The sequence below is a fragment of the Conyzicola lurida genome (assembly GCF_014204935.1).
Lineage (GTDB): Bacteria > Actinomycetota > Actinomycetes > Actinomycetales > Microbacteriaceae > Conyzicola > Conyzicola lurida.
In genome coordinates this window covers 3015924-3039255 of the sequence record NZ_JACHMJ010000001.1, presented here as the reverse complement: position 1 = coordinate 3039255, position 23332 = coordinate 3015924, and the positions used below count along the sequence as shown (strand labels likewise).

Here is a 23332-nt window from a genome sequence, read left to right as displayed (position 1 = left end):
GTCGCATGACGATCACTTTGCCCTCCATTGCCATCCTCGGAACCGGATCGATGGGCGGCGCGATTCTCAGCGGACTGTTGCAGCCGGGGGTGACCGTGGAGGGCGGCATCCGGGTCACCAACCGGTCGACGGAGAAGGCGGAGGCGCTGGCCTCGGACACCGTCACCTCGCTGGCCACGAGCATCGACCCCGACGCGAACAAGGTGGCCGTGAGGGGCGCGCGCATCGTGCTCGTCGGCGTGAAGCCCGCCATGGTGCCCGACCTGCTCGCCGAGATCGCCGACAGCCTCGAGCCCGACGCGATCGTGGTGAGCGTCGCCGCGGGCGTGACGATCGCGACGATGGAGGCGCTCGTTCCCGGCGTCGTGCTGCGCTCGATGCCGAACACCCCCGCGGTCGTCGGCCGCGGAGTCACGGGGCTGGCCGCGGGAACCCGCTCGAGCGACGACGACTTCGCCGTCGTGCGGGCGCTGTTCGAGACCGTGGGAGAGGTGCTCGAGATCCCCGAGAGCCAGATCAACGCGCTGAGCACGATCTCGGGTTCCGGCCCGGCCTACGTCTTCTACCTGATCGAGGAACTGACCCGCACGGCCGTCGACCTCGGTTTCACCGCGGAACAGGCGAAGACCATGGTGGACGGGACCTTTATCGGAGCGACCCAGCTGCTTGCGGCATCCGATCTGTCGCCCACTCAGCTGCGCATCAATGTGACGAGCCCCAAGGGCACGACCGAGCGTGCCGTCGCCGAACTGGAGCGGGCCGGCTTCAAGGCCACGTTCGACCGGGCGACCGCCGCCGCACTGGCGCGGGCCGTCGAGCTCGGCGCGTAGTCCCAGCCCACTCGTACGGCACACATAGGGTGCGCATAGCCCCGCCGGGCACTGTGCCTGTATGGAAAAAACCGTCGCAGCCATTCCCGAGCCCGAGGGCTCGGACCCCACGCCCACAGCCGTCGCGCACACCGAGGCTCTCCCCGCGGAGGTCGCGGCTTCCGCGCCGACCGCGGCTCCGTCATCCGAGGTCCCGCCGGCTCCTCCCGTCGTTCCCCCGGCAAAGCCGAAGCGCAAGCTCGGCGGTCTCGCCATCGCCGGAATCGCCGTCGGTGCCGTGCTCGTCGCCGGGCTGTTCTTCGGCGGCGGTGTGCTCCTCGGTCTGGCGCTGCCGAACGGCGGCTCCGTGACCGGCGGTCCCGGCATGAGCGAAGGCGGCTTCCCCGGAGGCGGGCCGAACGGCACCCGCGAATCCGGCGATGGAACCCGCCCGGACATGCCCGGCAGCGGCACCAATCAGGAACGCCCCACCGCTCCGAACTCCGACGACACGGGATCGGACGACGACGCCGAAGAAGGCTGATCCGACCTACTCGCTGTGCATCGCGCTGACAAGCCCTCACTGGTTCGGGGGCTTGGCGGCGTGAGGTCAGGCTTCCCGTTGATAATGAAGATGGTCAACAGATAAGGAAGTACGACAGTGGGTATTCAGACCTCTCTCGACGAGCTGCGCCAGACGACCCACATCGTCGATGCGATGCGGGTCGCCGACGAGCTCGCGTTCGTCGCGAGCCGTAACGGCGGCGCCCGCACCGTGCGTGTCCTCGCCGCCACGCTCGACGGCGACGACCAGTTGACCGCTATCGCCTCCACCCACGCGCTCGCCCAGGTCTTCGAGGACGAAGCCGACGACGTGCTGGCCAAGCTGCTCTCCAGCGACCGCGGCTACCTGCGCGAACACGCGGCCTGGGCGTTCTCCGCCCGTCTGCCTCGTTTCACCACGATCGCCCGGCTCATCGGCCTCGTCGTCGAGGGCGGGTTCAGCGGCATGCTCGCCCAGCGCACCCTGCAGTCGTGGGCGTCGTCCGCGCCCGACCAGATCGCGATCGGTCTCGAGAGCGCGCTCATCGGCGTGACCGAGAGCCGGGCCCGCCGCCGCATCGTCGAGTCGCTCGGCGTCTCCCGGGGCCGCATCGCCACCGCCGCGCTCATCCGTATCGCGCGCAACGAGTCCGAGTCCGACGTCGTGCGCGTCGCCGCCGTCGCGGGACTCGGCGACCGTGCCGGCGACACCTCGAGCATCGACATCGTGACCCGTCTCGCCGCCGGCGACGATTTCGTGGCCGAGGCCGCCCGTCTCGCCCTCGTCGACCTCACGGCTGCCGAGGTCGTGCGCGCACCCTGGCAGACCGGACTCACGGTCGCCCAGCTCTTTCTGCACGCCGACATCGACCCGCAGCTCACCCGTGCGGGCAGCGGCGACAACGGCGGTATCGCGACCCTGCTGGTGCGGCTGGGCGACGCGCTCGCCGCGTCGGGCGGGGCGGATGCCGCGGCCGACGACTCCGCGATCCAGCGGGTCATCACGCTCTCGCGCGGCAGCGCCACCGACGCCCTCGACAGCCTCTCGTCGGTCGGCTCGACCGTGCGCGGACACGCCTACGCGTCGGTGCCCCTGCTGAGCGAGCCCGTCGCCTCGTCGGACGCGTGGCAGTTGCGGGTGGCTGCGGAACGCGGCATCCGTCGTGTCCTTCGTGCCGCCGGAAGCGTCGACGTGCTGCACCTGCGCATGGCCGACGTGGGCAGCCTCGCGGCGGCCAACGTGGCGCGCGACCTCGGTATCCCGGTGGTGTTCACCGTCGCGCCCGACCCGCACGCCGTCATCCGCACCCTCGACATGGCCGGCGATCTGACCCGCGCCAACTTCGGCGAGACCGACGAGAAGGAACACTTCTGGTTCCGCGCCCGTCTGGTGCAGCGTCTCGCCGGCGATGCGGCGCACACCGTGCTGTTCCCGCGGCCCAACCTCGAGGCCGACATGCGCGAGCTCGTCGGTATCGACATCACGGCGCACCCCGAGCGCCACTCGATCGTTCCCGAGGGCATCGACCTCGCGGTCGTCGACCGCGCCGTCGAGGAGGCCGCCGAACACGCCGCCGGCGCCCCGGCCACACCCGCGCTCGCCTCGTTGCGTACCCTGCTGTCGCAGCTGCCCGAGGAGCGCCGCGACCTGCCGCTGCTCATCTCGGTCGGCCGCTTCCACCGCATCAAGGGCATGGCGACCGTCGCCGCGGCGTGGGCCAACGGTCCGCTGCGCGAGCGCGCCAACCTGCTGCTGGTCGGCGGCGACCTCGAAAACCCCTCGGCAGACGAGCTCGAGCAGCTCGACCGCATCGACCGCACCGTGTCCCGTTCGACGGCCGCGTCCGAAGGCCTGCTCATGCCCGGACACCGCCCGAATGACGAGGTCGCCCGCTGGGTCGCCGCAGCGCGCTTCGGCGTTCCCGGCCTCGCCTCGCCCGGCGGCGTCTACGTCTGCGGAAGCCTGAAGGAGGAGTTCGGCATCGCGATCCTCGAGGCGATGGCCGCCGGCCTGCTCGTGGTCGCCCCCGCCGGCGGCGGACCCGCGACCTACGTCGAGGAGGGCGTCACCGGCTTCCTCACCCGCACCTCCGACCCCGCGCTTCTCGCCGCCTCGATGAGCGACGCGCTCGACGCGATGTCGCTCGAGGCGCTCGAACCGGCGACGACCGACGCGCGCCCGCACAAGTCGCGCGACACGGTGGCCCGCACGTTCACCATCCAGGCGATGGCCCGCGCGCTCGGCGTGGTCTACACCGGCGTCAGCTCGCCCGAGCAGCACGCGGACAGCGTGGCCGCCCGGTGACGCTCCTCATCATCAGCCCCGACTACGCCTCCCACCTCCTCCCGCTCGCGACGCTCGGCACCGCCTGGCGTGACGCGGGCGAGCGCGTCGTGGTCGCGACCGGCCCCGCCACCGCGTCGATCGTCGAGTCGTTCGGCTTCGAGCGCGTGCACCTGCAGCTCGGTCGCGGCTCGAACCCCGGCATCATCAAGGCCGAGGACCAGCCCACGGGCGAGGACGACGCCCTGCGCGGCTTTTTCGACGCGACCCGCCAGGGCATGGTCGAGACGCTCGCATTCCAGGCCTCGGCCCGCAAGAACGACCTGCTCTGGAACCCCGTCGAGACCGCTCGCGCCGTGCAGCGCGTCGTCGACGAGGTGCAGCCCGACCGGGTGATCGTCGACCACCTCGCGTTCAGCGCGCGGCTCGCCCTGCTCGCGCACGGCACCCCGTATGCCGACGTCGTGCTCGGCCACCCGTCGGCGCTGCCGCTCGAGGGCGAGGTCTACGGCTTCCCGCCCGCCTGGCCTGCGGCTTTCACCCCGGATGCCGCGGCCGTCGCCGCCCTCTGGCAACTCTGCCAGGACGTGAGCGACTCGTTCACCGCCGAGTGGAACGCGGCCCTCGACGGTCTCGGCGCGTCCCACCTGCGCACGTCGAGCGCGTTCGCAGAGCACGGCGACTTGCTGCTCTACAACTACCCGCGCGAACTGCACGCGCCGTCGCGCAGCGCGCTGCTGCCGCCGCACGAGTTCATCGGTTCCTCCGTGCGCTCCGAACCCGTCGACCCCGCCGTCGAGGACTGGCTCCAGGCCAGCGACGCCCCCTTCGTCTACGTCAGCTTCGGCAGCTTCCTCTCGGTGCGCGGCGACGTGCTGGCCCGCGTGCTGGCCGCGCTCGACGCGCTCGGACTGCGGGTGGCGGTCGCCATCGGGTCGGCCGACCGGGCCGAGCTCGGCGAGCTGCCCGAGTCGTGGCTGGTGCGCGAGTTCCTGCCGCAGGTGCGACTGCTGTCGGATGCCGCGGCCGCCGTCACGCACGGTGGCAACAACAGCGTCACCGAGGCGATGACCGCGGGAGTGCCCCTGCTCGTGCTCCCGTTCTCGACCGACCAGTTCGCGGGCGCGGCCGCCCTCGAGGACGCCGGTTTCGGCGTGGCCCTCGCGCCGAACACCGCGACGGTCGACGAGCTGGCTGACGGAATGTCCCGGGTGCTGGCGCTGCCGACCGAGGCGCTGGACGCGCTCTCCGCGTCGCTGCGCGAGACGCCCGGGCGCGAGCGCGCTCGCCGCGCGCTTCTCGGTGGTTGAGTAGGCCGCCTGCGGCCGTACCGAAACTCCTCACTCGCGGGTGCGAGCTCGTCGTTGTGCCCGAAAACGCCCCGTGTCGGCCGCGAATCGGGGCCGAAGTGGGCGAAACGATGCTGATCGGCGGCAAAGTGCGCTTCCCGGGGCGGGCGAAGAGCGTTTTGCCGCCGATGTAGGGCCCGCCGTGGTGTGCTCGCCGCGGCATCCACGCTCTCAGGGGTGTGTAATGCTCGCCGGCGTGCTCGGGAACAGCACTATGCCACCTTTGGGCGCGTGCGCGGCGAACCCCCGGGAACTACGCCCCGAACACCAGCTCGCGCATCGCCTCGGGCGACGACTCGGCCTCGCGGTAGCGCTCCCGCAGCGCGGCGTTCTTGTCGTACTGCTCGCCCTCGCGAAGCTGCGTCTCGTGGTGCAGCGCGTAGACGTTGCCCTCGTGCCGCTGCGGCTGCGAGCCGAGCAGTGTGGTGTGCGCGGCGAACCAGGCGGAATCCTCGAAGCCCCAGCCCCGGAAGCGCTCGTCCTGCCCGCCGTGCGACGCCCAGGTACGCGGGGTCGTCACGTAGACGCCCGAGCACGCGCCGCGCACCAGTGTGGCCTCGATCGACGGCAGCGGGGCACCGTCGAAGAAGGCGGCGGTGCCCTCGCGTCCGAGCCACTGGTAGGCCGTGTACGGCAGGTGCACCAGGCCGGATGTCGCGGCCGCCTCGATCGCCGCGAGCAACGGCTCGATGCTCGGGATGGTGTCCGCGTCGCCGATGATCACCACCTCGTCGGGGTCCGCGATCTCGGCGATCCCCACGTTGCGGCAGCGCGCCAGGTTGAACGGAACCTCGCCGGAGTCGACCGTGCGGACGACGGCGCCCGGCAGGTTCTCGCGATACCAGCCGGAGGTTGCTTCGAAGGCGGCGAGCCGCGACGGCTGGGGGCGCCAGGGGATGATGACAGTTACCACCCAGAGAGTGTAATCGTCAGCTGGAGAGGCTCGCGAACCGCTCGATGTCGGCCGAGTTGCCGCTCACGATGATGAGGTCGTGGTTGGAGATCACGGTCTCGGGCGTCGCATAGGTGAAGTCCTTGCCGGGCGCCTTGACGCCGACCACCGTGACGCCGTATTTCTTGCGCACCTGCGATTCGGCGAGACGGATGCCGCGGATCGGCTTCGGCGGGTACATCTTGACGAGGGCGAAGTCGTCGTCGAACTCGATGAAGTCGATCATGCGTCCGGAGACGAGGTGCGCGACGCGTTCGCCGGCCTCGGCCTCGGGGTAGATCACGTGGTTGGCCCCGATGCGGGAGAGAATCTTGCCGTGCGACTGGCTGATCGCCTTGGTCCAGATCTGGGGGATCTTGAGGTCGACGAGGTTGGCCGTGATGAGCACGCTCGCCTCGATCGAGGAGCCGACCGCCACGACGGCGATGGAGAACTCCTGCGCGCCGATCTGGCGCAGGGCGTCGATCGAGCGGGCGTCGGCCTGAACGGCGTGGGTGACGCGTTCCGACCACTTCTGCACGAGCCCCTCGTCGGCGTCGACGGCGAGCACCTCGCGGTCGAGGCGGTCGAGCTGGCCGGCCGTGGCCGCGCCGAACCGGCCGAGACCGATCACGAGTACGGGCGCGTTGTGCGCGATTCTGTCAACCAACGATGGGCCTTTCTTCTGCTCGCCGGAACAGCTGGCGGCGTTGGCTGGCCGCGAGTGCGGCCGCCAGTGTCACCGTACCGACTCGGCCGAGGAACATGGTCGCGGCGAGCACGTACACGCCGGAATCGGGTAGTTCCGCCGTGAGACCGGTGCTGAGACCGGATGTCGCAAAGGCGGAGATCACCTCGAAGAGCACGTAGTCGAGACTCGCCCCCGAGATCTGCAACAGGATGATGGACGCCGTCGCCACGGTCGTGGCACCCCAGAGCACGACGCTGACGCTGAGCCGGAGAACGTCGCCCGGGATGCGGCGGTCGAACGCCTCCATGCCCTCGTTGCCGCGGGCCTCGGCGAAGGCGGCGAGGAACAGGATGGCGAGGGTCGTGACCTTGATGCCGCCGGCGGTCGACGCGGAGCCGCCGCCGATGAACATGAGCATGTCGGCGACGAGCAGGCTGGAGCCGTGCAACTCGCCGATGTCGATGGTGTTGAAGCCGCCCGACCGGGTCATCATCGACAGGAAGAACGGTTGGAAGAACCGCTGCCCGAGGTCGAGCGACGCGAAGGTCTTGGTGTTGCTCCACTCGAGCACGACGAACGCGAGGCCGCCGAGGACGAACAGCAGGATGGTCGTGGTCAGCGTCAGTTTGACGTGCAGCGACCACTTCTTCGGGCGCTTGAGGTTGCGCATCAGCACGTAGATCACCGGGAAGCCCACGGCGCCGAGGAAGACGCCGATCATCAGCACGCTGAGGAACCAGTAGTCGGTCGCGAACGGCACGAGACCGTTGCTCGTGGGCTGGAATCCCGTGTTGGTGAACGCCATCGTCGAGTAGTAGAAAGACTCCCACGCGGCGGTCAGCGGCGGGTGCCCGGCCAGCAGCAGTCGGGGAAACAGCAGCAGGGCGACGCCGATCTCGATCACCAAGACGCTCACCGCCACCGTGACGAGCAGCGAACCGACCTCGCCGAGGCGCACGGCCTGGCTCTCGGCCATCGAACCCTTGTGCATGCGCAGCGGGTTGACGTCGCCGGCGGCGAGCAGGCGCTGCCGCAGACCGAGTTTGCGGGAGATGATCAGGCCGAGGATCGACGCGAGCGTCAGCACGCCGATACCGCCGATCTCCACGCCGATGAGGATGAAGACGTGGCCGAGCGGCGACCAGTACGACCCCATGTCGACGGTCGAGAGGCCGGTGACGCAGATGACCGAGACGGCGGTGAAGAAGGCGTCGGCGAAACGGGGGACCTCGCCGGACGCGGTCGAGACCGGCAGCGAGAAGAGCAGGGTGAAGACCAGCACCAGCGCGGCGAAGATCAGGATCGCGAAGCGCGCGGGCGTGGCGGCGGCGAAGCCCTCGAAGGCATCTTGGACGCGGCCGAGGAAAGAGCTGCGCAGCACGGGCCTAGTGCGCATTCCTGACCTCTTCCTACCGATTTCGAACGGGTGCTCGGAACAGCTTGACATGCTACTCCGACCACGGATTCGCTAGCCTGTCGGGATGGCCGACAACTTTGACGCGATTGCCGACTCCACGCGGCGTGAAATCCTGACCGCACTGCTCGAGCGGGGCGGTGCCGGCGAGATCACGGCGGCCGATCTCGCCGAGCTGGTCGGCGTCACCACGCCCACCGCGTCGAAGCACCTCGGGGTGCTGCGCGAGCTCGGATTCGTGTCCGCGCGCGAGGAGGGGCGCCTGCGCTACTTCCACCTCGAACTCGCCCCGTTCGACGCCCTGCAGGCCTGGCTCGCACCCTTCGTCGGCGACGGGTTCGCGGAGTCTGACGCTGCGGGCGGCGACGAGCTCGCGGCATCCGCCGTCGACGACACCGCGGTTTTCGCGGCCTGGGCGGGCACCGACGTGGGCGCCACGATCGGCCGCACCATCGCCGACCGCTCGTACCAGGCCCGCACCGCTTTCCACGGCGCTTCAGAGAAGGTCGCGCACGCGCTGCCCGATTCGGTCACCCGCCGCTGGGGCAACAAAGCATAGACAGCGACTCACTCCAGCCCCTAGTGTTACGTTTCAGCACTCCAGTCACACCCGTAACGAGTGCTCCAGCAGCTAAAGGGGCACAGACATGTCAGGGGATCTCTCCGATGTGCGTTTTCTCACGGTCCAGGAAGTGGCCGACATGATGAGGGTCTCGACGATGACCGTGTACCGCATGGTGCACGCCGGCGAAATGCCCGCCATCCGTTTCGGCCGCTCGTTCCGCATCCCCGAATCGGCCGTCGTCGCCGTCATCCAGACGCCGATTTCACACACCGGTTAGTCACCCAGCCGTGATGCGCTAGACTTACGCAGTACATTTTTCCGCGGTTCCGAATCGGACCGGGTCGGTCTAATTCAGTAACCAGTGAGGTACCCATGGGTTCAGTCATCAAGAAGCGCCGCAAGCGTATGGCGAAGAAGAAGCACCGCAAGCTGCTTCGTAAGACGCGCCACCAGCGTCGCAACAAGAAGTAGAGATACTTCTCAGCACTAGCGTCAGACCTTCGGGTCTGGCGCTTTTTGCGTCTTAACTAGACTGGGCTGGTGCCCGATATCCAGCTCACCTTCGTCAGTAAGCCCGACTGCCACCTCTGCGAAACCGCTCGGGACGTGGTCGACGGCGTCGTCGCGGAACTCGGCGACGCGGCATCCGTCACCGTCGAAGAGCTGTCGATTCTCGAGCACCCCGACCTCTACGAGAAGTACGTCGAAGAGATCCCGGTCGTGCTCCTCAACGGCAAGGTCCACAACATCTGGCGCATCGATCCTGTGCGTCTCAAGGCAGCAATCCTGGAGGTCGCGGAATGATCAGGCACATCGTCAGCTGGAAGCTGAATGGGGCGGATGCCGCGGCTCGGGCCGAGCAGGCCGCGACCATCTCGGCAACACTCGCCGCGCTGCCGGCGGTCATCCCGCAGATCCTGTCGTTGCAGGTCGGCACGAACGTGGCGTACCCCGAGAACAACTGGGACGTCGTGCTGGTCGCGGACTACGAGTCGCTCGAGGACCTCGAGGCGTACCAGGTGCACCCCGACCACGTCGCGGCGACTCACGTGATCCGCCCGCTGGTCGAGCTGCGCTCGGCCGTCGACTTCGAGGCCTAGGCGGGTGAAGCCTGTCGAAACCCGAAGGACGATTTCGACAGGCTCAATCCGCTAGAGACCTACTTCTTCGACTTCTTCGAGATCGCGTCCCGCTCGGCGGTGAGCGAGTCCATCGTCGAGGTGTCGAGTCCCGGCTGCAGGGCGTCGCCGAAAGGGCTCGTGAGCCCCGTCTTGGCTTCGACGGCGGCCGCGTAGGCGATCGCCGCGATGTGCACCTCGGAAGCGGCGCGTTGCGCCTTCTTCAGAGAGACGGCGGTGGCGCCGACGACGGCGGCATGCTTCTTGAGGGCCTTGGTGAGGTCCTTACGCGCTGAGTCAATTTTCTTGGACATAGGACGTATCTTGCCCTATCGAAGTGAACGAATCGGACCGCGGTCGGTGAGCGGTCGAAGGTGAAACTGTTCCGTGATCCGAGGCCCCCGGGTTAACCACGACGGGCCGCCCCAGCGTGCTGGAACGGCCCGTCGATCGGTGGACTGCGACTACGGCGTGAGGCGTGTCGGTCCGCGGAACAGGTACGTCGCCTCGCGGATGTTCGGCAGGTGCAGCATCAGCATCAGCACGCGGCTGAGACCCATGCCGAATCCGCCGTGCGGCGGCACTCCGTAACGGAAGAAGTCGAGGTAGAAGTCCAGTTCTTCGGGGTCGAGGCCCTTCTGCGCGGCCTGCTCGATCAGCACGTCGACGCGGTGCTCGCGCTGCGCGCCCGTGGAGATCTCGACGCCGTTGAAGATGAGGTCGTAGCTGTTGGTGAGCGACGGGTCGCCCTCGTGACGCATGTGGTAGAACGGCCGGATGCTCGACGCATAGTCGGTGAGGAACACGAATTCGTGGCCGTAGGTCTCCTGCGCCCATGCCGAGATCTGGCGCTCGCCCTCGGGGTCCATGTCGTCGTCGGTGCGGGGCACCTCGTAGCCGCGCTCGGCGACGATGCGCTTCGCCTCGGCGAGCGGCACGCGAGGGAACGGCGTGGTCGGCACGGTGATGTCGATGTCCCACAGCGCCTTGATCTCGTCGCCGTGCTTGTCCTTGACTGCCTGGAAGCCGGCGACGAGGAGTTCCTCGTGCACCTTCATGACGTCTTCGTGGCTCTCGATCCAGCTGAACTCGGTGTCGACCGAGGTGAACTCGGTGGCGTGACGGCTGGTGAAGGAGGGGTCGGCGCGGAATGCCGGGCCCACCTCGAAGATCTTGCCGAAGCCCGCGGGCTGTGCCATCTGCTTGAAGAACTGGGGGCTCTGCGCCAGGTACGCCTTGCCCTCGAAGTAGTCGACCTCGAACAGCTCGGCCTTGGACTCGCTCGCGGAGGCCATGAGCTTCGGGGTGTGGATCTCGATGAAGTCGTTGTCGACCCAGTAGGTGCGCAGCGCGTGCAGGAACGTGGTCTGGATCTTGAAGACGAGGGCGTTCTTGGGCACGCGCAGGTCGAGGAAGCGCCAGTCCATGCGCTTGTCGCCGCTCGAGTCCTCGGCGATGGGGGTCTCGGGGATTGCGGCGGCTGCGATGTCGATCGCGTCCAGCTTGATCTCGACGCCGCCGAGCTTGACGCGCTCGTCGTGCTTGAGCTCGCCGCCGGCGGTGAGGAAGGTGCCCTGCGCGAGACCGGAGATGGTCTCGGCGATGGCGTCCTCGGCGGGGGTGCCGTCGTCGTTGAAGACGCGCGGGTGCACGAGCTGCACGGCGCCGGACTCGTCGCGGAGCACGACGAACTGCACCTTCTTTTGATCACGCACCGTCTCGACCCAGCCGGATACGGAAATGGGGCCGTCGGATGCCGCGGCCAGGTTCTTGATGAGGGTGCGTTCAGTCACCCGAGGAGTTTACCGTCACCGGTGGTTGAGTAGGTCGCCCGGGCACCGTATCGAAACCACGGGCGACGGGTTTCGATACAGGCCGCAGGCGGCCTAACCCAACCACCCGGCAAACGTAGAATTGCAGCATGCCCGCCTCTCTCATCCATCTCGTGCGTCATGGCGAGGTTTTCAACCCCGACGGCATCCTCTACGGACGGATCCCCGGGTACCACCTCTCCGAGCTCGGTCACAAGATGGCGGCCTCCGCGGCCGCGAGTCTCGTCGGCAATCCGATCACCGCCGTCTACGCCAGCCCGCTGCAGCGCGCGCAGGAGTCGGCCCAGCCGTGGGCGAAGCTGTTCGGCCTGCCCGTGGTCACCGAGGACCGCATCATCGAGCCGTACAACAAGTTCGAGGGCAAGAAGTTCGAGTTCGGCCCGGGCGTACTGCTGCGTCCGCGCGTCTGGCCCTGGGTCATGAACCCGCTCAAGCCGAGCTGGGGCGAGCCCTTCGTGAGCGTCGAAGAGCGCATGCTCGCCGCGGTCGGCGACGCGTGGGAGAAAGCTCCCGACGGCGAAGTCGTCATGGTCAGCCACCAGATGCCGATCGTGATGGTCGCGCGCTCCGTCAAGAACATGAAGTTGCACCACGACCCGCGCAAGCGCCGCTGCGCGCTCTCGAGCATCACGACCCTCAAGCGCGAGGGCGACCGTTTCGTCGAGGTCAACTATCAGGAACCTGCGAAAGACTTGCTCGCAGCATCCGTCGACTTTGGAGCAGTGTGAAGCGCGCCCTTTCCCTCACCGCAGCAGCGGTGGTCGCCGTAACCCTCCTAGCCGGTTGCAGTAGCGATCCGCTGGCCGAGCAGTACGCGGCCGGCACTACCAAGAACTACATCTCGGGCGAGGGAACCGTCACCGAGATCGCCGCCGCCGACCGCGGCGAGGCCATCTCGTTCGAGGGCGAGACCGACGCCGGGACGACAGTGACCTCCGAGGACTACGCCGGCGAGGTGCTGGTGCTCAACTTCTGGTACGCCGGCTGCCCGCCGTGCCGCGTCGAGGCCCCGCAGCTCGAAGAAGTCGCCACGACGTTCGCCGACGACAGTGTCAGCTTCCTCGGCGTGAACGTGCGCGACCAGATCCCGCAGTCCCTCGCCTTCGCCGAGGAGCTCGGCGTCACCTACCCGTCGGTCATGGACGCGGACGACGGCAACATGCTGCTCGCCTACTCCGGCGCCGTCGCGCCCAACGCCGTACCCACGACCCTGGTCATCGACAAGCAGGGGCGCGTCGCCGCACGGTTCCTCGGTGCCATCGGTGCCGCGTCCAGCCTCGAGACGATCGTCAGCGAGATCCTCGCCGAGGACGGCTAGCTGTGCCCGATGTCGGCCAGCTCGTCGGCGACGGGCAACTCCTCGTCGCGCTGCCGATCGCGCTGCTCGCCGGCCTGCTGTCGTTCCTCTCGCCCTGCATCCTCCCGCTCGTCCCCGGCTACCTCGGCTACGTCGGCGGGCTGAGCGGCACCGGTGGCAAGCGCGACCGCTCGCGGCTCGTTCTCGGCGTCAGTCTGTTCATCCTCGGCTTCACGCTCGTCTTCGTCGCGACGAACGCCGCGTTCGGGGCACTCGGCACCTGGCTCTACATCTACGGCGACACCATCACGCGGTTCGCCGGCGTTCTCGTCATCCTGCTCGGTCTCGTTTTTATCGGCCAGTTCACCTTTATGCAGCGCACGGTCAAGCCGAAGTGGATGCCGGCCACCGGCCTCGCGGGAGCCCCGCTGCTCGGCATCCTGTTCGGTCTCGGCTGGACCCCGTGCCTCGGGCCGACGCTCGCCGCGATCACCACTATCAGCTTGACCAGTGGTTCGGCATGGCAGGGTGTCATTCTCGGGCTCGTCTATTCGCTCGGCCTCGGAATCCCGTTCCTGCTCGTCGCCTTCGGCTTCGGCTGGGTCGCGACATCCGTCAGCTGGGTGAAAAAGCACATTCGCCTCGTCAACATCGTGGGCGGCTCGATGCTGGTCATCATCGGTGTGCTGATGGTGACAGGCTTGTGGTCGATCTGGATGAGTCAGTTGGGAGCGGTGATCAATGTCTTCGTCACGCCCCTCTGACCACTTCGACTCCCCGGAGCCCGATAAGTCGGTCACCCAGCCCGCGCTCGGCGTCGTCGGCTACCTGCGGTTCTTCTGGCGCCAGCTGACGAGCATGCGCACGGCGCTGTTCCTGCTGCTGTTGCTCGCGTTCGCCGCGATCCCCGGCTCCCTCGTCGCCCAGCGCAGCTCCGACCCCAACGGCGTCATCCAGTACCGGGTCGACCACCCCGACCTGTACCCGATCCTCGACAAGCTGCAGGTCTTCGACACCTACACCTCGGTCTGGTTCTCGTCGATCTACCTTCTGCTGTTCGTCTCGCTCATCGGCTGCATCATCCCGCGGTCGATCCACCACTTCAAGGCCCTGCGCGCGCGGCCGCCGAAGACGCCGGCCCGGTTGACCCGGTTGGCCGGGTACACCTCCCAGACAGTCGAGACGGATGCCGCGGGCGCGATCGATCTCGCGAAGTCGCAGTTGAAGCGGCTGGGGTACCGCACCGAGCTCTACCCGTCGAAGACGCGGGCGGGACTGGCCTCCTTCAGCGTCAGCGCGGAACGCGGCTACCTGCGCGAAACGGGCAACCTCGTGTTCCACACGGCGCTCGTCGGAATCCTAGTCTCGGTCGCCATCGGCGGCAGCTACGGCTACAGCGGCCAGCGCGTCGTGGTCGAGGGCCAGAAGTTCGTCAACGTGCTCGGCGACTACGACTCGTTCAACCCGGGCCGGTTCTTCGAAAGCGACGTGCTCGCCCCGTACCGCATCAGCCTCGACGAGTTCAGCGCCACCTACGAGCTCGAGAACACCGCGGCCATCGGCCAGGCCACCGACTACTCGGCGTACGTGACCACCACGACGCCCGACGGCGACGAGAGCCAGGCCAACATCAAGGTGAACGAGCCGCTCGACATCGGCGGCACGCAGGTGTTCCTGCTCGGCAACGGCTACGCCCCCACGATCGTGGTGCGCGACCCCGAGGGCAACGTCGTCTGGACCGACTCCACGCCGTTCCTGCCCCAGGACACCAACCTGACCTCGCTCGGCACGATCAAGATCCCCGACGGCCTCGCCGAACAGGTCGGCATGATCGGCTTCTTCTACCCGACCCAGGCCGAGCTGCCGTCCGGCGCGCTCGCCTCGGGCTACCCTGACCTGCTCAACCCCGTGCTGTCGCTGCGCGTCTACACGGGCGACCTCGGCCTCGACGCGGGTGTGCCGCGGTCGGTCTACGAGCTCGATCTCGACGACCTCACCCCCATCGCGGGCGGCGGTGCCGACGTCGACGCGTTGCAGCTCGGCGTGGGCGACACGGTCGACCTGCCGAACGGACTCGGCACGATCGAGCTCACCGACGTCAAGCGGTTCGCCTCGTTCGACATCCACAACGACCCGTCCCAGTTCTGGGTGCTGCTGTTCGCGATCCTCGTGCTCGCCGGGCTCTTCACCGGGCTCTTCATCCCGCGCCGCCGTGTCTGGGTCAAGGCGACCGAGACGGCCGACGGCGCCGTCACCCTCGAATACGCGGGACTCGCCCGCGGCGAGGACCCCCGGCTCGAAGAGGCCGTCGCGGGAATCGCCGCTGCGCACAGCAAACAACTCGGGCTTAAGGTGGAACCGTGACCATGGATTTTGAGACGTACTCCCTCCTCGCCGTGTACTCGGCGATGGCGATCTACACGCTCGCGTTCATCGCGTTCACGGTAGACCTCGCCCGTCGGTCGTCCGTGGTGCCCGTTGCGGTCGCGCAGGAGTCCCGTCCGGTCGGGCAGCTCGCCGCGGCATCCGGCTCGACGGCTTTGCTGGAAAAGACCACGAACGACACGACTCCGGGCCGCGACAAGGGCTCGCGCTCGCTGCGCCTCGCGATGGCGTTCGCGCTCGTCGGCTGGGTGCTGCACGTCGTCGGCGTCGTGCTGCGCGGTCTCGCCGCCGGGTACGTGCCGTGGTCGAACATGTACGGCTTCGCGATCACCGCCACGGCGATCATCGTGGGCGTGTTCCTCGCCGTGCAGTTCTGGCAGGACCTGCGGTTCCTCGGCGCCTACATCGTGGGCTTCTGCCTCGCGTTTATGGGGCTCGCGACCGTCAACCTCTACGTCGCCGTGGCACCGCAGCCGCCGGCTCTGCAGTCGACCTGGCTGGTCATCCACGTCTTCGTGGCGATCCTGGGCACCTCGTTCTTCGCGCTCGGCGGCGGGCTCTCCCTCGTGCAGCTGTTGCAGGCGCGTCGTGAGGCGCGCGGCGGCGAGGGGTTCAAGTTCCTCGCGACGCTGCCGAACGCCGAGAAGCTCGAGAACCTGGCCTACCGGCTGATCCTCGTCGGCTTCGTCTTCTGGACCTTCACCCTCATCGCCGGCGCCGTCTGGGCCGAGCGCGCGTGGGGACGCTACTGGGGCTGGGACACGAAGGAGGTCTGGACGTTCATCATCTGGACGATCTTCGCCGGCTATATCCACGCCAGGGCGACCCGTGGATGGCGTGGCTCACGCTCCGCCTGGCTCGCGATCATCGGATTCGCCGCGGTCATGTTCAACTTCACCGTGGTCAACCTCTTCTTCAAGGGTCTGCACGCCTACAGCGGCCTGTAGATCGCCCGGCGCCCGCCCGCGGCGCTCGTCGACAGGGCGAATCGCGCGATTCGCACGCTCGGCAGGACCGATCGCGGCGCGTCGCCCGCGCCATCCTGTCGGACGTGCGATGGCGGGGCTCACACGTCCAAAAGGGCGTAGCAGCGGGTCAGGCGCTCGCGCCACCAGGCATCGCGCTCGGCCGGCGCCGCGTAGTCGTCGAAGACGCGGCCGTTCGGCACGACGCGGCGCACCGCGATGCTCCCCTCGACCGGGATGAGTGGATCGACGGCGACATCCAGCGACAGCAGGCTCACCGTGGCCAACCCGCAGTCGTACGGGAGCTCGGGAAGCGCGGCCGCCAGGTGCAGGCCCATCGAGATGCCGACCGACGTTTCCAGCGCGCTGGAGACGACGAGCGGCAGCCCGGCCTGATCGGCGATGTCGAGCGCGGCGTGGATGCCGCCGAGCGGCTGCGCCTTGATCACCAGCAGGTCCGCGGCCTCCTGCCGCGCCACGAGCAACGGGTCGGCGGCTTTGCGCACGCTCTCGTCCGCGGCGATCGGCAGGCCCATGTATTTGACCCGCTGCCGGATCTGCCAGAGCTCGTCGACGCTCGCACAGGGCTGTTCGACGTACTCGAGGTCGTACTCGGCGAGGGAGTGGATGGCGTGCTCGGCCTCGTCGACGTTCCAGCCGCCGTTCGCGTCGATGCGGATGCGGCCCTCGGCGCCGAGGTACGCGCGCGCGGCGGCCACCCGGGCGACGTCGTCGGCGAGCGTCTGCCCCGTCTCGGCGACTTTGACTTTGACGGTGCGGCATCCCGAAAAACGGTCGAGCACGTCGGCGACCCGGGCCGCCTCGACGGCCGGCAGCGTGGCGTTCACGGCGACCGAGTCGCGCAGCAGCGGGGGAGTGGGCACCCAGCCGAAATCGAGCGCGGCGGCCAGCCAGGCCGCGGCCTCTTCGTCGTCGTACTCGACGAACGGCGAGAACTCCGTCCAGCCTTCCGGCCCCTCGAAGAGCATGACCTCGCGGGTCTCGATGCCCCGGAAGCGTTGCCGCAGCGGGATCGAGACGACGCGAGCGGTGGCCAGAATGTCAGTCAGCGATGCCAGCATGCCCCCAGTCTCGCAAGGTTCGACCGCGAACGGGTGGGCTAGGGTGAAACGCGACGAGGAAGCGAGACCGATGACCGACCAGAACCCGGCACGCACCAGCGTCATCTATAGCGGAGACACGGGAGACGCCGCCCAGCCCGGCCCGCGCCGCGGCCGCCGCCTGCTCGGCCCCGTCGTCTTCGTCGCCGTCCTGCTGCTCGCCGTGATCGAGGGTATCGCCGTCGGCGCGGGCGCCACCGGCGACTACCCCCGTGCCACGACCCTCGCCTGGGTCGTCATCGTCGGCACCGTCTGCACGTTCCTGCTCGGTGTGCTCGCGGTCGTCGCGGGCCGCGGTCGCTGGTGGGGGCTCGCCGCCGCCGTGCTCAGCGTGCTCGTCAACCCGTTCACCCTCATGCAGATCCTCGATTTCTTCGGCACCGTCGCGAGCAGCACCTAGCCGGAAGGCACCCCATGGACGAGCAACGCCCCGAGACACTCGACGAAACGCAGAAGCGGCTCGCGCTGGGCGGGGTCACGACCGCCCCGATGATGCAGACGCTCGACACCGCCCCGCGCAAGCGGCGCAGCACCGTGGCGGTGATGCTGCTCGTCTTGGCGGCGATCGCCGGCGTCGGGCTCCTGCTCTTCGCGGCCCTCGTCGTGGCGGTCGCCACAGGCTCGTAGGCTGGGTGCATGCCCGAGGTCTCAGAACTTTTTGATGCGAACGTCTGGATGCCGGTAGCCGGCTTCGATTCGCTCACCGATATCACGTACCACCACGACACGGAGGGCCGGGTGGCCCGCATCGCGTTCAACCGCCCCGAGGTTCGCAACGCCTTCAGGCCGCACACGGTCGACGAGCTGTACACCGTGCTCGACGACGCGCGACAGAACTCGCGCATCGGCGTCGTGCTGCTCACCGGCAACGGGCCGAGCGCCAAGGACGGCGGCTGGGCGTTCTGCTCGGGCGGCGACCAGCGGATCCGCGGGCGCGACGGGTACCTGTACGAGGTGAACGACGGGGAGGTCTCGACAGGGTCAACCCACTCCGCCGCGAGCACGGGCCGCCTGCACATCCTCGAGGTGCAGCGCCTGATCCGGTTTATGCCCAAGGTCGTCATAGCGGTCGTCCCCGGCTGGGCGGCCGGCGGCGGGCACTCGCTGCACGTCGTCTGCGACCTCACCATCGCGAGCGCCGAGCACGGCAAGTTCAAGCAGACCGACGCCGACGTCGGATCGTTCGACGGCGGCTACGGCAGCGCCTACTTCGCCCGCCAGGTCGGCCAGAAGTTCGCCCGCGAGATCTTCTTCCTCGCCGAGGAGTACGACGCACAGCGCGCGCTCGAGATCGGCGCGGTCAACGCCGTCGTGCCGCACGCCGAGCTCGAGGTCGAGGCGTACCGCTGGGCCAACACGATCCTGGGCAAGAGCCCGACCGCGATCCGCATGCTCAAGTTCGCGTTCAACGCCGTCGACGACGGCATGGTCGGCCAGCAGGTCTTCGCCGGCGAGGCCACCCGTCTCGCCTACGGCACCGACGAGGCGGTCGAGGGCCGCGACGCGTTCCTCGAGAAGCGCGCGCCCGACTGGTCGCCCTACCCCTGGCAGTACTGATGACCCGGGCGTTGCGCCAGTTCGGCGGCGAGCAGATGCTCGACGCCCTGCGCCACGCCCTGGGCGGCGACGGTCCGGCCGTGTTCGCGGGGGAGTCGTCGTCGCCGCTGCCCGAGTCCGTGCCGACGCGCGTCGCACTCGTCGTGGAGTCGAGCGGATCCACGGGGACCCCGAAACGGGTCGCGCTCTCGAGCGATGCGCTGTTGGCGTCGGCCGCGGCATCCGACACCGCCCTCGGCGGCCCCGGGCAGTGGCTGCTCGCCCTGCCGACCACCTACATCGCCGGCATCAACGTGCTCGTGCGCTCGCTCAGCGCCGAGACCGCCCCGGTCGAGCTGGCGCCCGGGCACTTCAGCGCCGACGCCTTCATCGCCGCGGCCGGCGTCATGGATCACCCGCAGCGCTACACCTCGCTCGTGCCGGCCCAGCTGTCGAGATTGATCGAGACGGATGCCGCACTCGGGGCCCTGCGCAGGTTCGACCGGATCCTCGTCGGGGGCCAGGCCACGCCGCTGCCCCTCATCGCCGCGGCCCTCGAACTCGGCCTCAACGTGACGCGCACCTACGGGTCGAGCGAGACCAGCGGCGGGTGCGTGTACGACGGGGTCCCGATCGGAGCGACCCGGGCGCGCGTCGTCGACGGGCAGATCGAGCTCTCGGGCGCGGTGCTCGCGGAGGGCTATCTCGGCGACCCCGAGCGTACCGACCGGGCGTTCCACAGCGAGCAGGGTCAGCGCTGGTACCGCACCGGCGACCAGGGCGAGATCGTCGACGGCGTGCTGAGCGTGACAGGGCGACTCGACGACGTGATCATCTCGGGCGGGCTGAAGGTGTCGCTCGGGGCGCTCGAGCGGCTGGTGCGCGACCTTCCCGGGCTCGGGGACGCCGTGATCGTGCGCGAGACGAGCGAGCGGTGGGGCGAGGTGCCCGTGCTCGTAGCGACCGTCGACTACCGGATCGACGACCTGAAGGCGCTCGTCACCGAGCGGCTCGGGCGGGCGGCGGTGCCGGCCCGCGTCGTGCGGCTCGACAGCATGCCGCTGCTGTCCTCCGGCAAGCCGGACCGCGTCGCCGTGCGCGCTGCCATCGCGGAGTAGACCACGGCCGTCGCTGGATACAATCGGGTCGTGCCTGATGCGAAGAAGAAGACCGTAGCCCCCGCCGCCCGAGGAAAGAGCGGCCGCCCCGGCGGACGCCCGCCCGGTGTCGCGAAGGTGAAGAAGGCCGGGCCCCGCGAATGGATCGGCGGCGCCCGCCTGCGCACGCTCCCGCTGGCCGTCGCCCCCGTCGCGCTCGGCACCGCGACCGCCTACATCGTCACCGACGACGGCTGGCACTGGGTGCGCGCGCTGCTCTGCCTCGCCGTCGCGCTCGGCCTGCAGATCGCCGTCAACTACGCCAACGACTACTCCGACGGCGTGCGCGGCACCGACAAGAACCGCGTCGGCCCCTCGCGCCTCACCGGATCGGGAGCCGCCAGCCCTCGCGCCGTGCTCGGCGTCGCGCTCGCGTTCTTCGGCCTCGCCGCGCTCGCCGGTATCGCCCTCGTGGTTCTCACGGGCTTCTACTGGCTGCTCGCCGTCGGCGCCGTCTGCATCGTCGCCGCCTGGTTCTACACCGGCGGCAAGAAGCCGTACGGCTACAACGCGCTCGGCGAGGTCGCCGTGTTCGTGTTCTTCGGCCTCGTCGCCACCGCCGGAACCATGTACGTGCAGGTGGGAGAGGTCAGCTTCGAGAACTGGCTGGCCGGCACCGCCATCGGCTTGATCTCGGTCGCCGTGCTCGTGATCAACAACACCCGCGACATCCAGCAAGACAAGCTCGCCGGCAAGCGCACGCTGAGCGTGCTGATCGGCAACCGCGCGTCACGCATTCTCTTCGCCGTGCTGCTGCTCGCGCCGTACGGCATCCTCGTGGTGTTCACGCTCGAGTTCGTCAACGCCTACTTCGCCTACGCGACGCTGCTGATCGCGCTGCCCGCGGTGATCATCGCGCTGACCGCGAAGACCGCGAAGGAGCTGATCCTCGTGCTGCAGCTGACCAGCTTCGCCGGCCTCGCCTACGGGCTAATCCTGAGCTGGGCGATCGCCTTTTAGGAAGTCGTTGTTCTCGAGGGTGTCTTCGGCGTCCTCGTCGTCGGTGGCGGCGCGGGTCTTGCCCGTGCGGCGGTCTTCCACGCCCTTCGCCACCTGCGTGCGCAGCCGGCCGAGGAATAGGTAGGAAACACACAGCCCGACCACGGCGGCGATGATCGCGGCCAGCCATCCCTCGATTCCGACGAGCAAGAGCACCGTCAGAACCGCGGCGAACAGGGCCAGACGGATCACGCTATATAACAACCATGGCTTCACCTGACAAGTGTAGGCAGCGCGAAGCATAAGATTGACTGCATGGGTCCACGGTTGTTACTTATCTTCGGCGTGGTGGTCATCGCGCTCATGATCTTCACCATGGTCGATGTCATTCTCACCGACCGTCGCCGCATTCGCGCCCTCAACAAGACCGCCTGGTTCTTCGTCGTGATCATCCCCGTCGTCGGCCCGGCCCTCTGGTTCTTCCTCGGCAAGGACCGTCCCGATTCCGAGGGGCAGCGCCGCACCCTCGCGCCCGACGACGACCCCAACTTCTTGAAGAACATCCGCCGCGACGAAGAGCAGGACGAGCGCATCCGCCGCCTCGAACAGGAACTCGCCGAACTCGACGATGACCCACCCAAGGAGTAGCTCGCCCGCCTCCCTGTTCGCCGTCGCCCTGCTCGACGAGTTCGTGCGACTGGGGGTGCGCGATGTCGTATTGAGTCCCGGCTCCCGCTCGCAGGCGCTCGCCCTCGCGGCGGCGGAGTTCGAAGAGGCCGGCCGCATCCGTCTGCGCGTACGCATCGACGAGCGCGGAGCCGGCTTCCTCGCCCTCGGCCTCGCGGTCGAGACGTCGGCCCCCGTGCTGGTCATCACGACGTCGGGCACCGCGGTCGCGAACCTGCACCCCGCCGTGCTGGAGGCGCACCACTCCGGTGTGCCGCTCATCGTCGTCACCGCCGACCGCCCGGTCGCGCTGCGCGGCATCGGCTCGAACCAGACCACCGAGCAGCCCGGCATCTTCGGGGACGCCGTGCGGGCCACGCTCGACGTGATGGCGCCCACCGGAGCGCCCGGCGAGCTCGCGGTCGCGGCCACCATCGCCGGCGACGCGATGACCGCCGCCGGAACGTCGGTGCTCACCCCCGGCCCCGTGCACCTCAACATCGCCTTCAGCGAGCCGCTCTCGGCCATCGTCCCGGTTCCCGATGCCCGCGAAGCCGTGACGTACGCGGCCCCCGGCCTCACGGGCGACCCGCTCCCCGTCTTCCAGATGCCGGGAACCGTCGTCGTCGCCGGCCACGGTGCCGGCCCTGTCGCCGAGTCGACGGCCCGTGCCCTCGGCGCCCCGCTGCTCGCGGAGGTGTCGAGCGGAGCCCACTTCGGACCCAACCTCGTCGTCGCCTACCGCGAGCTGCTCTCGGCGATCGACTTCGGCGACCGGGTCGAACGCGTCATCGTCTTCGGTCACCCCACGCTCAGCCGTGAGATCCCGGCACTGATCCAGAGACCGGATGTCGCGACCGTCGTCGTGCGGTCGACCACCGCCGACGACTACAACCCGGGCCACGCCGTCGCGACCTTCGCGGACGCCATCCGCGTCACGGGCGAGCCCGACAACTCGAGTGCCGGACGTGCCTGGCTCGGGCGGTGGGTCACCACCTCCCGCGCGCTGCTCGAGCAGCACGACGCCCCCGCCGTCGAGCTCGCCATCTCCTCCACACCCGCCGACCAGGCCGCGTTCTCCCGGCAGGTGATGGCCGGCCTGCGCGCCCCCGTCACCCGGCGTTCCCTCGTCGAGGCCGTGTGGCGCATGACCTGGCCGCACGACCGGCTCGTGCTCGGCGCGTCCCGGCTGATCCGCGAGGCGGACCGCGTCGTGCCGGGCAAGAAGATCAGCGTGCACGCCAACCGCGGCCTCGCCGGCATCGACGGCACCATCGCGACCGCGACCGGCATCGCCCTCGCGAGCCAGGCGCTCGAGGGCCAGGCGGCGGCCGGGATCACCCGCGTGCTTCTCGGCGACCTCACTCTGCTGCACGACGCCGGCTCTCTGCTGTTCGGGGTCGGGGAACCGCGTCCCCGCCTGCAGGTGATCGTCGGCAACGACGGCGGCGGAACGATCTTCGACTCCCTCGAGGTGGCTGCGTCCGCGCCATCCGGCCCGCTCGACCGGGTGATGCTCACGGCGCAGAACGTGTCGATCGAGAGCCTCGCCGCGGCCTACGGCTGGGAGTACCGCCGCATCGCGAACCGCGGAGAACTCGACGCGGGACTGACCGCGTCGGATGCGCCGACGATCATCGAGGTGCCGCTCGCCCGCTGACCACCCGCGGATTGAGCCTGTCGAAATCCCGGCGCCGCGTCGACCTCGGTCGCAGGCTCCCTCGGCGCTG

At 69.0% G+C, this 23332-nt stretch carries 28 protein-coding genes; 21 read left to right on the top strand and 7 right to left on the bottom strand.

The annotated features are described in order from the left end of the window. Positions 1-5: 5 nt before the first annotated feature. The 4 genes from proC to HD599_RS14810 all read left to right on the top strand — a co-directional run bounded on the left by proC (position 6) and on the right by HD599_RS14810 (position 4946). Positions 6-830, top strand: a complete 825-nt coding sequence (gene proC, locus HD599_RS14825) for a pyrroline-5-carboxylate reductase (RefSeq protein WP_184238921.1) — start codon at positions 6-8, stop codon at positions 828-830. Positions 831-891: 61 nt separating this feature from the next. After that, positions 892-1353 (top strand): hypothetical protein, encoded by a 462-nt coding sequence (locus HD599_RS14820; protein ID WP_184238919.1) that lies wholly within the window; start codon positions 892-894, stop codon positions 1351-1353. A 117-nt stretch (positions 1354-1470) separates the two neighbouring features. Continuing rightward, entirely contained in the window at positions 1471-3657 is a 2187-nt protein-coding gene (locus HD599_RS14815; protein ID WP_184238917.1) for a glycosyltransferase, read from the top strand. Beyond that, on the top strand, positions 3654-4946 hold the full coding sequence (locus HD599_RS14810; RefSeq protein WP_184238915.1) for a nucleotide disphospho-sugar-binding domain-containing protein: 1293 nt from the start codon (positions 3654-3656) through the stop codon (positions 4944-4946). The genes HD599_RS14815 and HD599_RS14810 overlap by 4 nt, the downstream gene beginning before the upstream one ends. Before the next feature lie 292 nt (positions 4947-5238). On the opposite strand, the gene HD599_RS14805 is transcribed toward HD599_RS14810, so the two are convergent. Genes HD599_RS14805 through HD599_RS14795 form a run of 3 tightly spaced genes read right to left on the bottom strand, consistent with a single transcriptional unit; the run spans position 5239 to position 8003 of the window. Further along, complete coding sequence (locus HD599_RS14805; RefSeq protein ID WP_184238913.1) at positions 5239-5898, bottom strand: hypothetical protein; 660 nt, start codon at positions 5896-5898, stop codon at positions 5239-5241. Positions 5899-5914: 16 nt separating this feature from the next. Further along, on the bottom strand, positions 5915-6586 hold the full coding sequence (locus HD599_RS14800; protein WP_184238911.1) for a potassium channel family protein: 672 nt from the start codon (positions 6584-6586) through the stop codon (positions 5915-5917). After that, the gene (locus tag HD599_RS14795; RefSeq protein WP_184238909.1) at positions 6579-8003 is read right to left on the bottom strand and encodes a TrkH family potassium uptake protein; all 1425 of its coding nucleotides are present in this window, start codon (positions 8001-8003) and stop codon (positions 6579-6581) included. The genes HD599_RS14800 and HD599_RS14795 overlap by 8 nt, the downstream gene beginning before the upstream one ends. Before the next feature lie 85 nt (positions 8004-8088). On the opposite strand from HD599_RS14795, the gene HD599_RS14790 reads away from it, so the two are divergent. The 5 genes from HD599_RS14790 to HD599_RS14770 all read left to right on the top strand — a co-directional run bounded on the left by HD599_RS14790 (position 8089) and on the right by HD599_RS14770 (position 9686). After that, positions 8089-8580 carry an ArsR/SmtB family transcription factor gene (locus HD599_RS14790; protein ID WP_184238907.1) on the top strand — a complete coding sequence of 164 codons (492 nt, stop codon included), beginning with the start codon at positions 8089-8091 and terminating at the stop codon, positions 8578-8580. 88 nt (positions 8581-8668) lie between these two features. After that, positions 8669-8863 (top strand): helix-turn-helix domain-containing protein, encoded by a 195-nt coding sequence (locus HD599_RS14785; RefSeq protein ID WP_184238905.1) that lies wholly within the window; start codon positions 8669-8671, stop codon positions 8861-8863. 95 nt (positions 8864-8958) lie between these two features. Beyond that, positions 8959-9057 carry a 30S ribosomal protein bS22 gene (locus HD599_RS14780; protein ID WP_003792170.1) on the top strand — a complete coding sequence of 33 codons (99 nt, stop codon included), beginning with the start codon at positions 8959-8961 and terminating at the stop codon, positions 9055-9057. A 69-nt stretch (positions 9058-9126) separates the two neighbouring features. Further along, the gene (locus tag HD599_RS14775) at positions 9127-9390 is read left to right on the top strand and encodes a glutaredoxin family protein (protein ID WP_184238903.1); all 264 of its coding nucleotides are present in this window, start codon (positions 9127-9129) and stop codon (positions 9388-9390) included. Further along, positions 9387-9686: a Dabb family protein gene (locus HD599_RS14770; protein ID WP_184238901.1), complete on the top strand. Its 300-nt coding sequence runs from the start codon at positions 9387-9389 to the stop codon at positions 9684-9686. Before HD599_RS14775 ends, HD599_RS14770 begins: the two co-directional genes overlap by 4 nt. A gap of 59 nt (positions 9687-9745) precedes the next feature. On the opposite strand, the gene HD599_RS14765 is transcribed toward HD599_RS14770, so the two are convergent. Together HD599_RS14765 and aspS are read right to left on the bottom strand one after the other, a co-directional pair. Next, entirely contained in the window at positions 9746-10018 is a 273-nt protein-coding gene (locus tag HD599_RS14765) for a hypothetical protein (protein ID WP_184238899.1), read from the bottom strand. A gap of 150 nt (positions 10019-10168) precedes the next feature. After that, positions 10169-11497, bottom strand: a complete 1329-nt coding sequence (gene aspS / locus HD599_RS14760) for an aspartate--tRNA(Asn) ligase (RefSeq protein ID WP_184238897.1) — start codon at positions 11495-11497, stop codon at positions 10169-10171. Between the two features lie 128 nt (positions 11498-11625). Between aspS and HD599_RS14755 the strand changes: the two genes are divergently transcribed. From HD599_RS14755 to ccsB, 5 genes are read left to right on the top strand one after another with little or no spacing between them, the layout of a single operon-like run. Continuing rightward, a complete protein-coding gene (locus tag HD599_RS14755; protein ID WP_184238894.1) occupies positions 11626-12264 on the top strand; it encodes a histidine phosphatase family protein in 639 nt (212 codons plus the stop codon). Then, positions 12261-12854, top strand: a complete 594-nt coding sequence (locus tag HD599_RS14750; RefSeq protein WP_184238892.1) for a redoxin domain-containing protein — start codon at positions 12261-12263, stop codon at positions 12852-12854. The genes HD599_RS14755 and HD599_RS14750 overlap by 4 nt, the downstream gene beginning before the upstream one ends. 2 nt (positions 12855-12856) lie before the next feature. Next, positions 12857-13597: a cytochrome c biogenesis protein CcdA gene (locus tag HD599_RS14745; RefSeq protein WP_184238891.1), complete on the top strand. Its 741-nt coding sequence runs from the start codon at positions 12857-12859 to the stop codon at positions 13595-13597. Further along, entirely contained in the window at positions 13575-15197 is a 1623-nt protein-coding gene (gene resB / locus HD599_RS14740) for a cytochrome c biogenesis protein ResB (protein WP_184238888.1), read from the top strand. The genes HD599_RS14745 and resB overlap by 23 nt, the downstream gene beginning before the upstream one ends. Positions 15198-15199: 2 nt before the next feature. Further along, a complete protein-coding gene (gene ccsB / locus HD599_RS14735; RefSeq protein ID WP_246376850.1) occupies positions 15200-16165 on the top strand; it encodes a c-type cytochrome biogenesis protein CcsB in 966 nt (321 codons plus the stop codon). A gap of 119 nt (positions 16166-16284) precedes the next feature. On the opposite strand, the gene HD599_RS14730 is transcribed toward ccsB, so the two are convergent. Further along, positions 16285-17265, bottom strand: a complete 981-nt coding sequence (locus tag HD599_RS14730) for an o-succinylbenzoate synthase (protein ID WP_184238886.1) — start codon at positions 17263-17265, stop codon at positions 16285-16287. Between the two features lie 70 nt (positions 17266-17335). Between HD599_RS14730 and HD599_RS14725 the strand changes: the two genes are divergently transcribed. The 5 genes from HD599_RS14725 to HD599_RS14705 are packed head-to-tail and all read left to right on the top strand — an operon-like array spanning position 17336 to position 20957. Next, entirely contained in the window at positions 17336-17704 is a 369-nt protein-coding gene (locus HD599_RS14725; RefSeq protein WP_184238884.1) for a hypothetical protein, read from the top strand. A 14-nt stretch (positions 17705-17718) separates the two neighbouring features. After that, positions 17719-17931 (top strand): hypothetical protein, encoded by a 213-nt coding sequence (locus HD599_RS14720; RefSeq protein ID WP_184238882.1) that lies wholly within the window; start codon positions 17719-17721, stop codon positions 17929-17931. A 9-nt stretch (positions 17932-17940) separates the two neighbouring features. After that, positions 17941-18861 carry a 1,4-dihydroxy-2-naphthoyl-CoA synthase gene (locus tag HD599_RS14715; protein WP_184238880.1) on the top strand — a complete coding sequence of 307 codons (921 nt, stop codon included), beginning with the start codon at positions 17941-17943 and terminating at the stop codon, positions 18859-18861. After that, complete coding sequence (locus tag HD599_RS14710; RefSeq protein ID WP_184238878.1) at positions 18861-19958, top strand: AMP-binding protein; 1098 nt, start codon at positions 18861-18863, stop codon at positions 19956-19958. Before HD599_RS14715 ends, HD599_RS14710 begins: the two co-directional genes overlap by 1 nt. Positions 19959-19988: 30 nt before the next feature. Next, on the top strand, positions 19989-20957 hold the full coding sequence (locus tag HD599_RS14705) for a 1,4-dihydroxy-2-naphthoate polyprenyltransferase (RefSeq protein WP_425489165.1): 969 nt from the start codon (positions 19989-19991) through the stop codon (positions 20955-20957). On the opposite strand, the gene HD599_RS14700 is transcribed toward HD599_RS14705, so the two are convergent. Further along, positions 20928-21212: a DUF4229 domain-containing protein gene (locus HD599_RS14700; protein ID WP_184238876.1), complete on the bottom strand. Its 285-nt coding sequence runs from the start codon at positions 21210-21212 to the stop codon at positions 20928-20930. The genes HD599_RS14705 and HD599_RS14700 overlap by 30 nt on opposite strands. Before the next feature lie 51 nt (positions 21213-21263). On the opposite strand from HD599_RS14700, the gene HD599_RS14695 reads away from it, so the two are divergent. After that, the gene (locus HD599_RS14695) at positions 21264-21584 is read left to right on the top strand and encodes a PLD nuclease N-terminal domain-containing protein (RefSeq protein ID WP_246376207.1); all 321 of its coding nucleotides are present in this window, start codon (positions 21264-21266) and stop codon (positions 21582-21584) included. Then, positions 21565-23262 carry a 2-succinyl-5-enolpyruvyl-6-hydroxy-3-cyclohexene-1-carboxylic-acid synthase gene (gene menD / locus HD599_RS14690; RefSeq protein ID WP_184238872.1) on the top strand — a complete coding sequence of 566 codons (1698 nt, stop codon included), beginning with the start codon at positions 21565-21567 and terminating at the stop codon, positions 23260-23262. The genes HD599_RS14695 and menD overlap by 20 nt, the downstream gene beginning before the upstream one ends. Positions 23263-23332: the final 70 nt, after the last annotated feature.

Bases quoted from the DNA above. Each gene is read 5' to 3' on its own strand.
- menD (WP_184238872.1), top strand. From the start codon at position 21,565: ATGACCCACCCAAGGAGTAGCTCGCCCGCCTCCCTGTTCGCCGTCGCC.
- HD599_RS14725 (WP_184238884.1), top strand. From the start codon at position 17,336: ATGACCGACCAGAACCCGGCACGCACCAGCGTCATCTATAGCGGAGAC.
- HD599_RS14820 (WP_184238919.1), top strand. From the start codon at position 892: ATGGAAAAAACCGTCGCAGCCATTCCCGAGCCCGAGGGCTCGGACCCC.
- HD599_RS14770 (WP_184238901.1), top strand. From the start codon at position 9,387: ATGATCAGGCACATCGTCAGCTGGAAGCTGAATGGGGCGGATGCCGCG.
- HD599_RS14755 (WP_184238894.1), top strand. From the start codon at position 11,626: ATGCCCGCCTCTCTCATCCATCTCGTGCGTCATGGCGAGGTTTTCAAC.
- ccsB (WP_246376850.1), top strand. From the start codon at position 15,200: ATGGATTTTGAGACGTACTCCCTCCTCGCCGTGTACTCGGCGATGGCG.
- HD599_RS14730 (WP_184238886.1), bottom strand. From the start codon at position 17,265: ATGCTGGCATCGCTGACTGACATTCTGGCCACCGCTCGCGTCGTCTCG.
- HD599_RS14720 (WP_184238882.1), top strand. From the start codon at position 17,719: ATGGACGAGCAACGCCCCGAGACACTCGACGAAACGCAGAAGCGGCTC.
- resB (WP_184238888.1), top strand. From the start codon at position 13,575: ATGTCTTCGTCACGCCCCTCTGACCACTTCGACTCCCCGGAGCCCGAT.
- proC (WP_184238921.1), top strand. From the start codon at position 6: ATGACGATCACTTTGCCCTCCATTGCCATCCTCGGAACCGGATCGATG.
- HD599_RS14765 (WP_184238899.1), bottom strand. From the start codon at position 10,018: ATGTCCAAGAAAATTGACTCAGCGCGTAAGGACCTCACCAAGGCCCTC.
- HD599_RS14795 (WP_184238909.1), bottom strand. From the start codon at position 8,003: ATGCGCACTAGGCCCGTGCTGCGCAGCTCTTTCCTCGGCCGCGTCCAA.
- HD599_RS14785 (WP_184238905.1), top strand. From the start codon at position 8,669: ATGTCAGGGGATCTCTCCGATGTGCGTTTTCTCACGGTCCAGGAAGTG.
- HD599_RS14780 (WP_003792170.1), top strand. From the start codon at position 8,959: ATGGGTTCAGTCATCAAGAAGCGCCGCAAGCGTATGGCGAAGAAGAAG.
- HD599_RS14790 (WP_184238907.1), top strand. From the start codon at position 8,089: ATGGCCGACAACTTTGACGCGATTGCCGACTCCACGCGGCGTGAAATC.
- HD599_RS14715 (WP_184238880.1), top strand. From the start codon at position 17,941: ATGCCCGAGGTCTCAGAACTTTTTGATGCGAACGTCTGGATGCCGGTA.
- HD599_RS14710 (WP_184238878.1), top strand. From the start codon at position 18,861: ATGACCCGGGCGTTGCGCCAGTTCGGCGGCGAGCAGATGCTCGACGCC.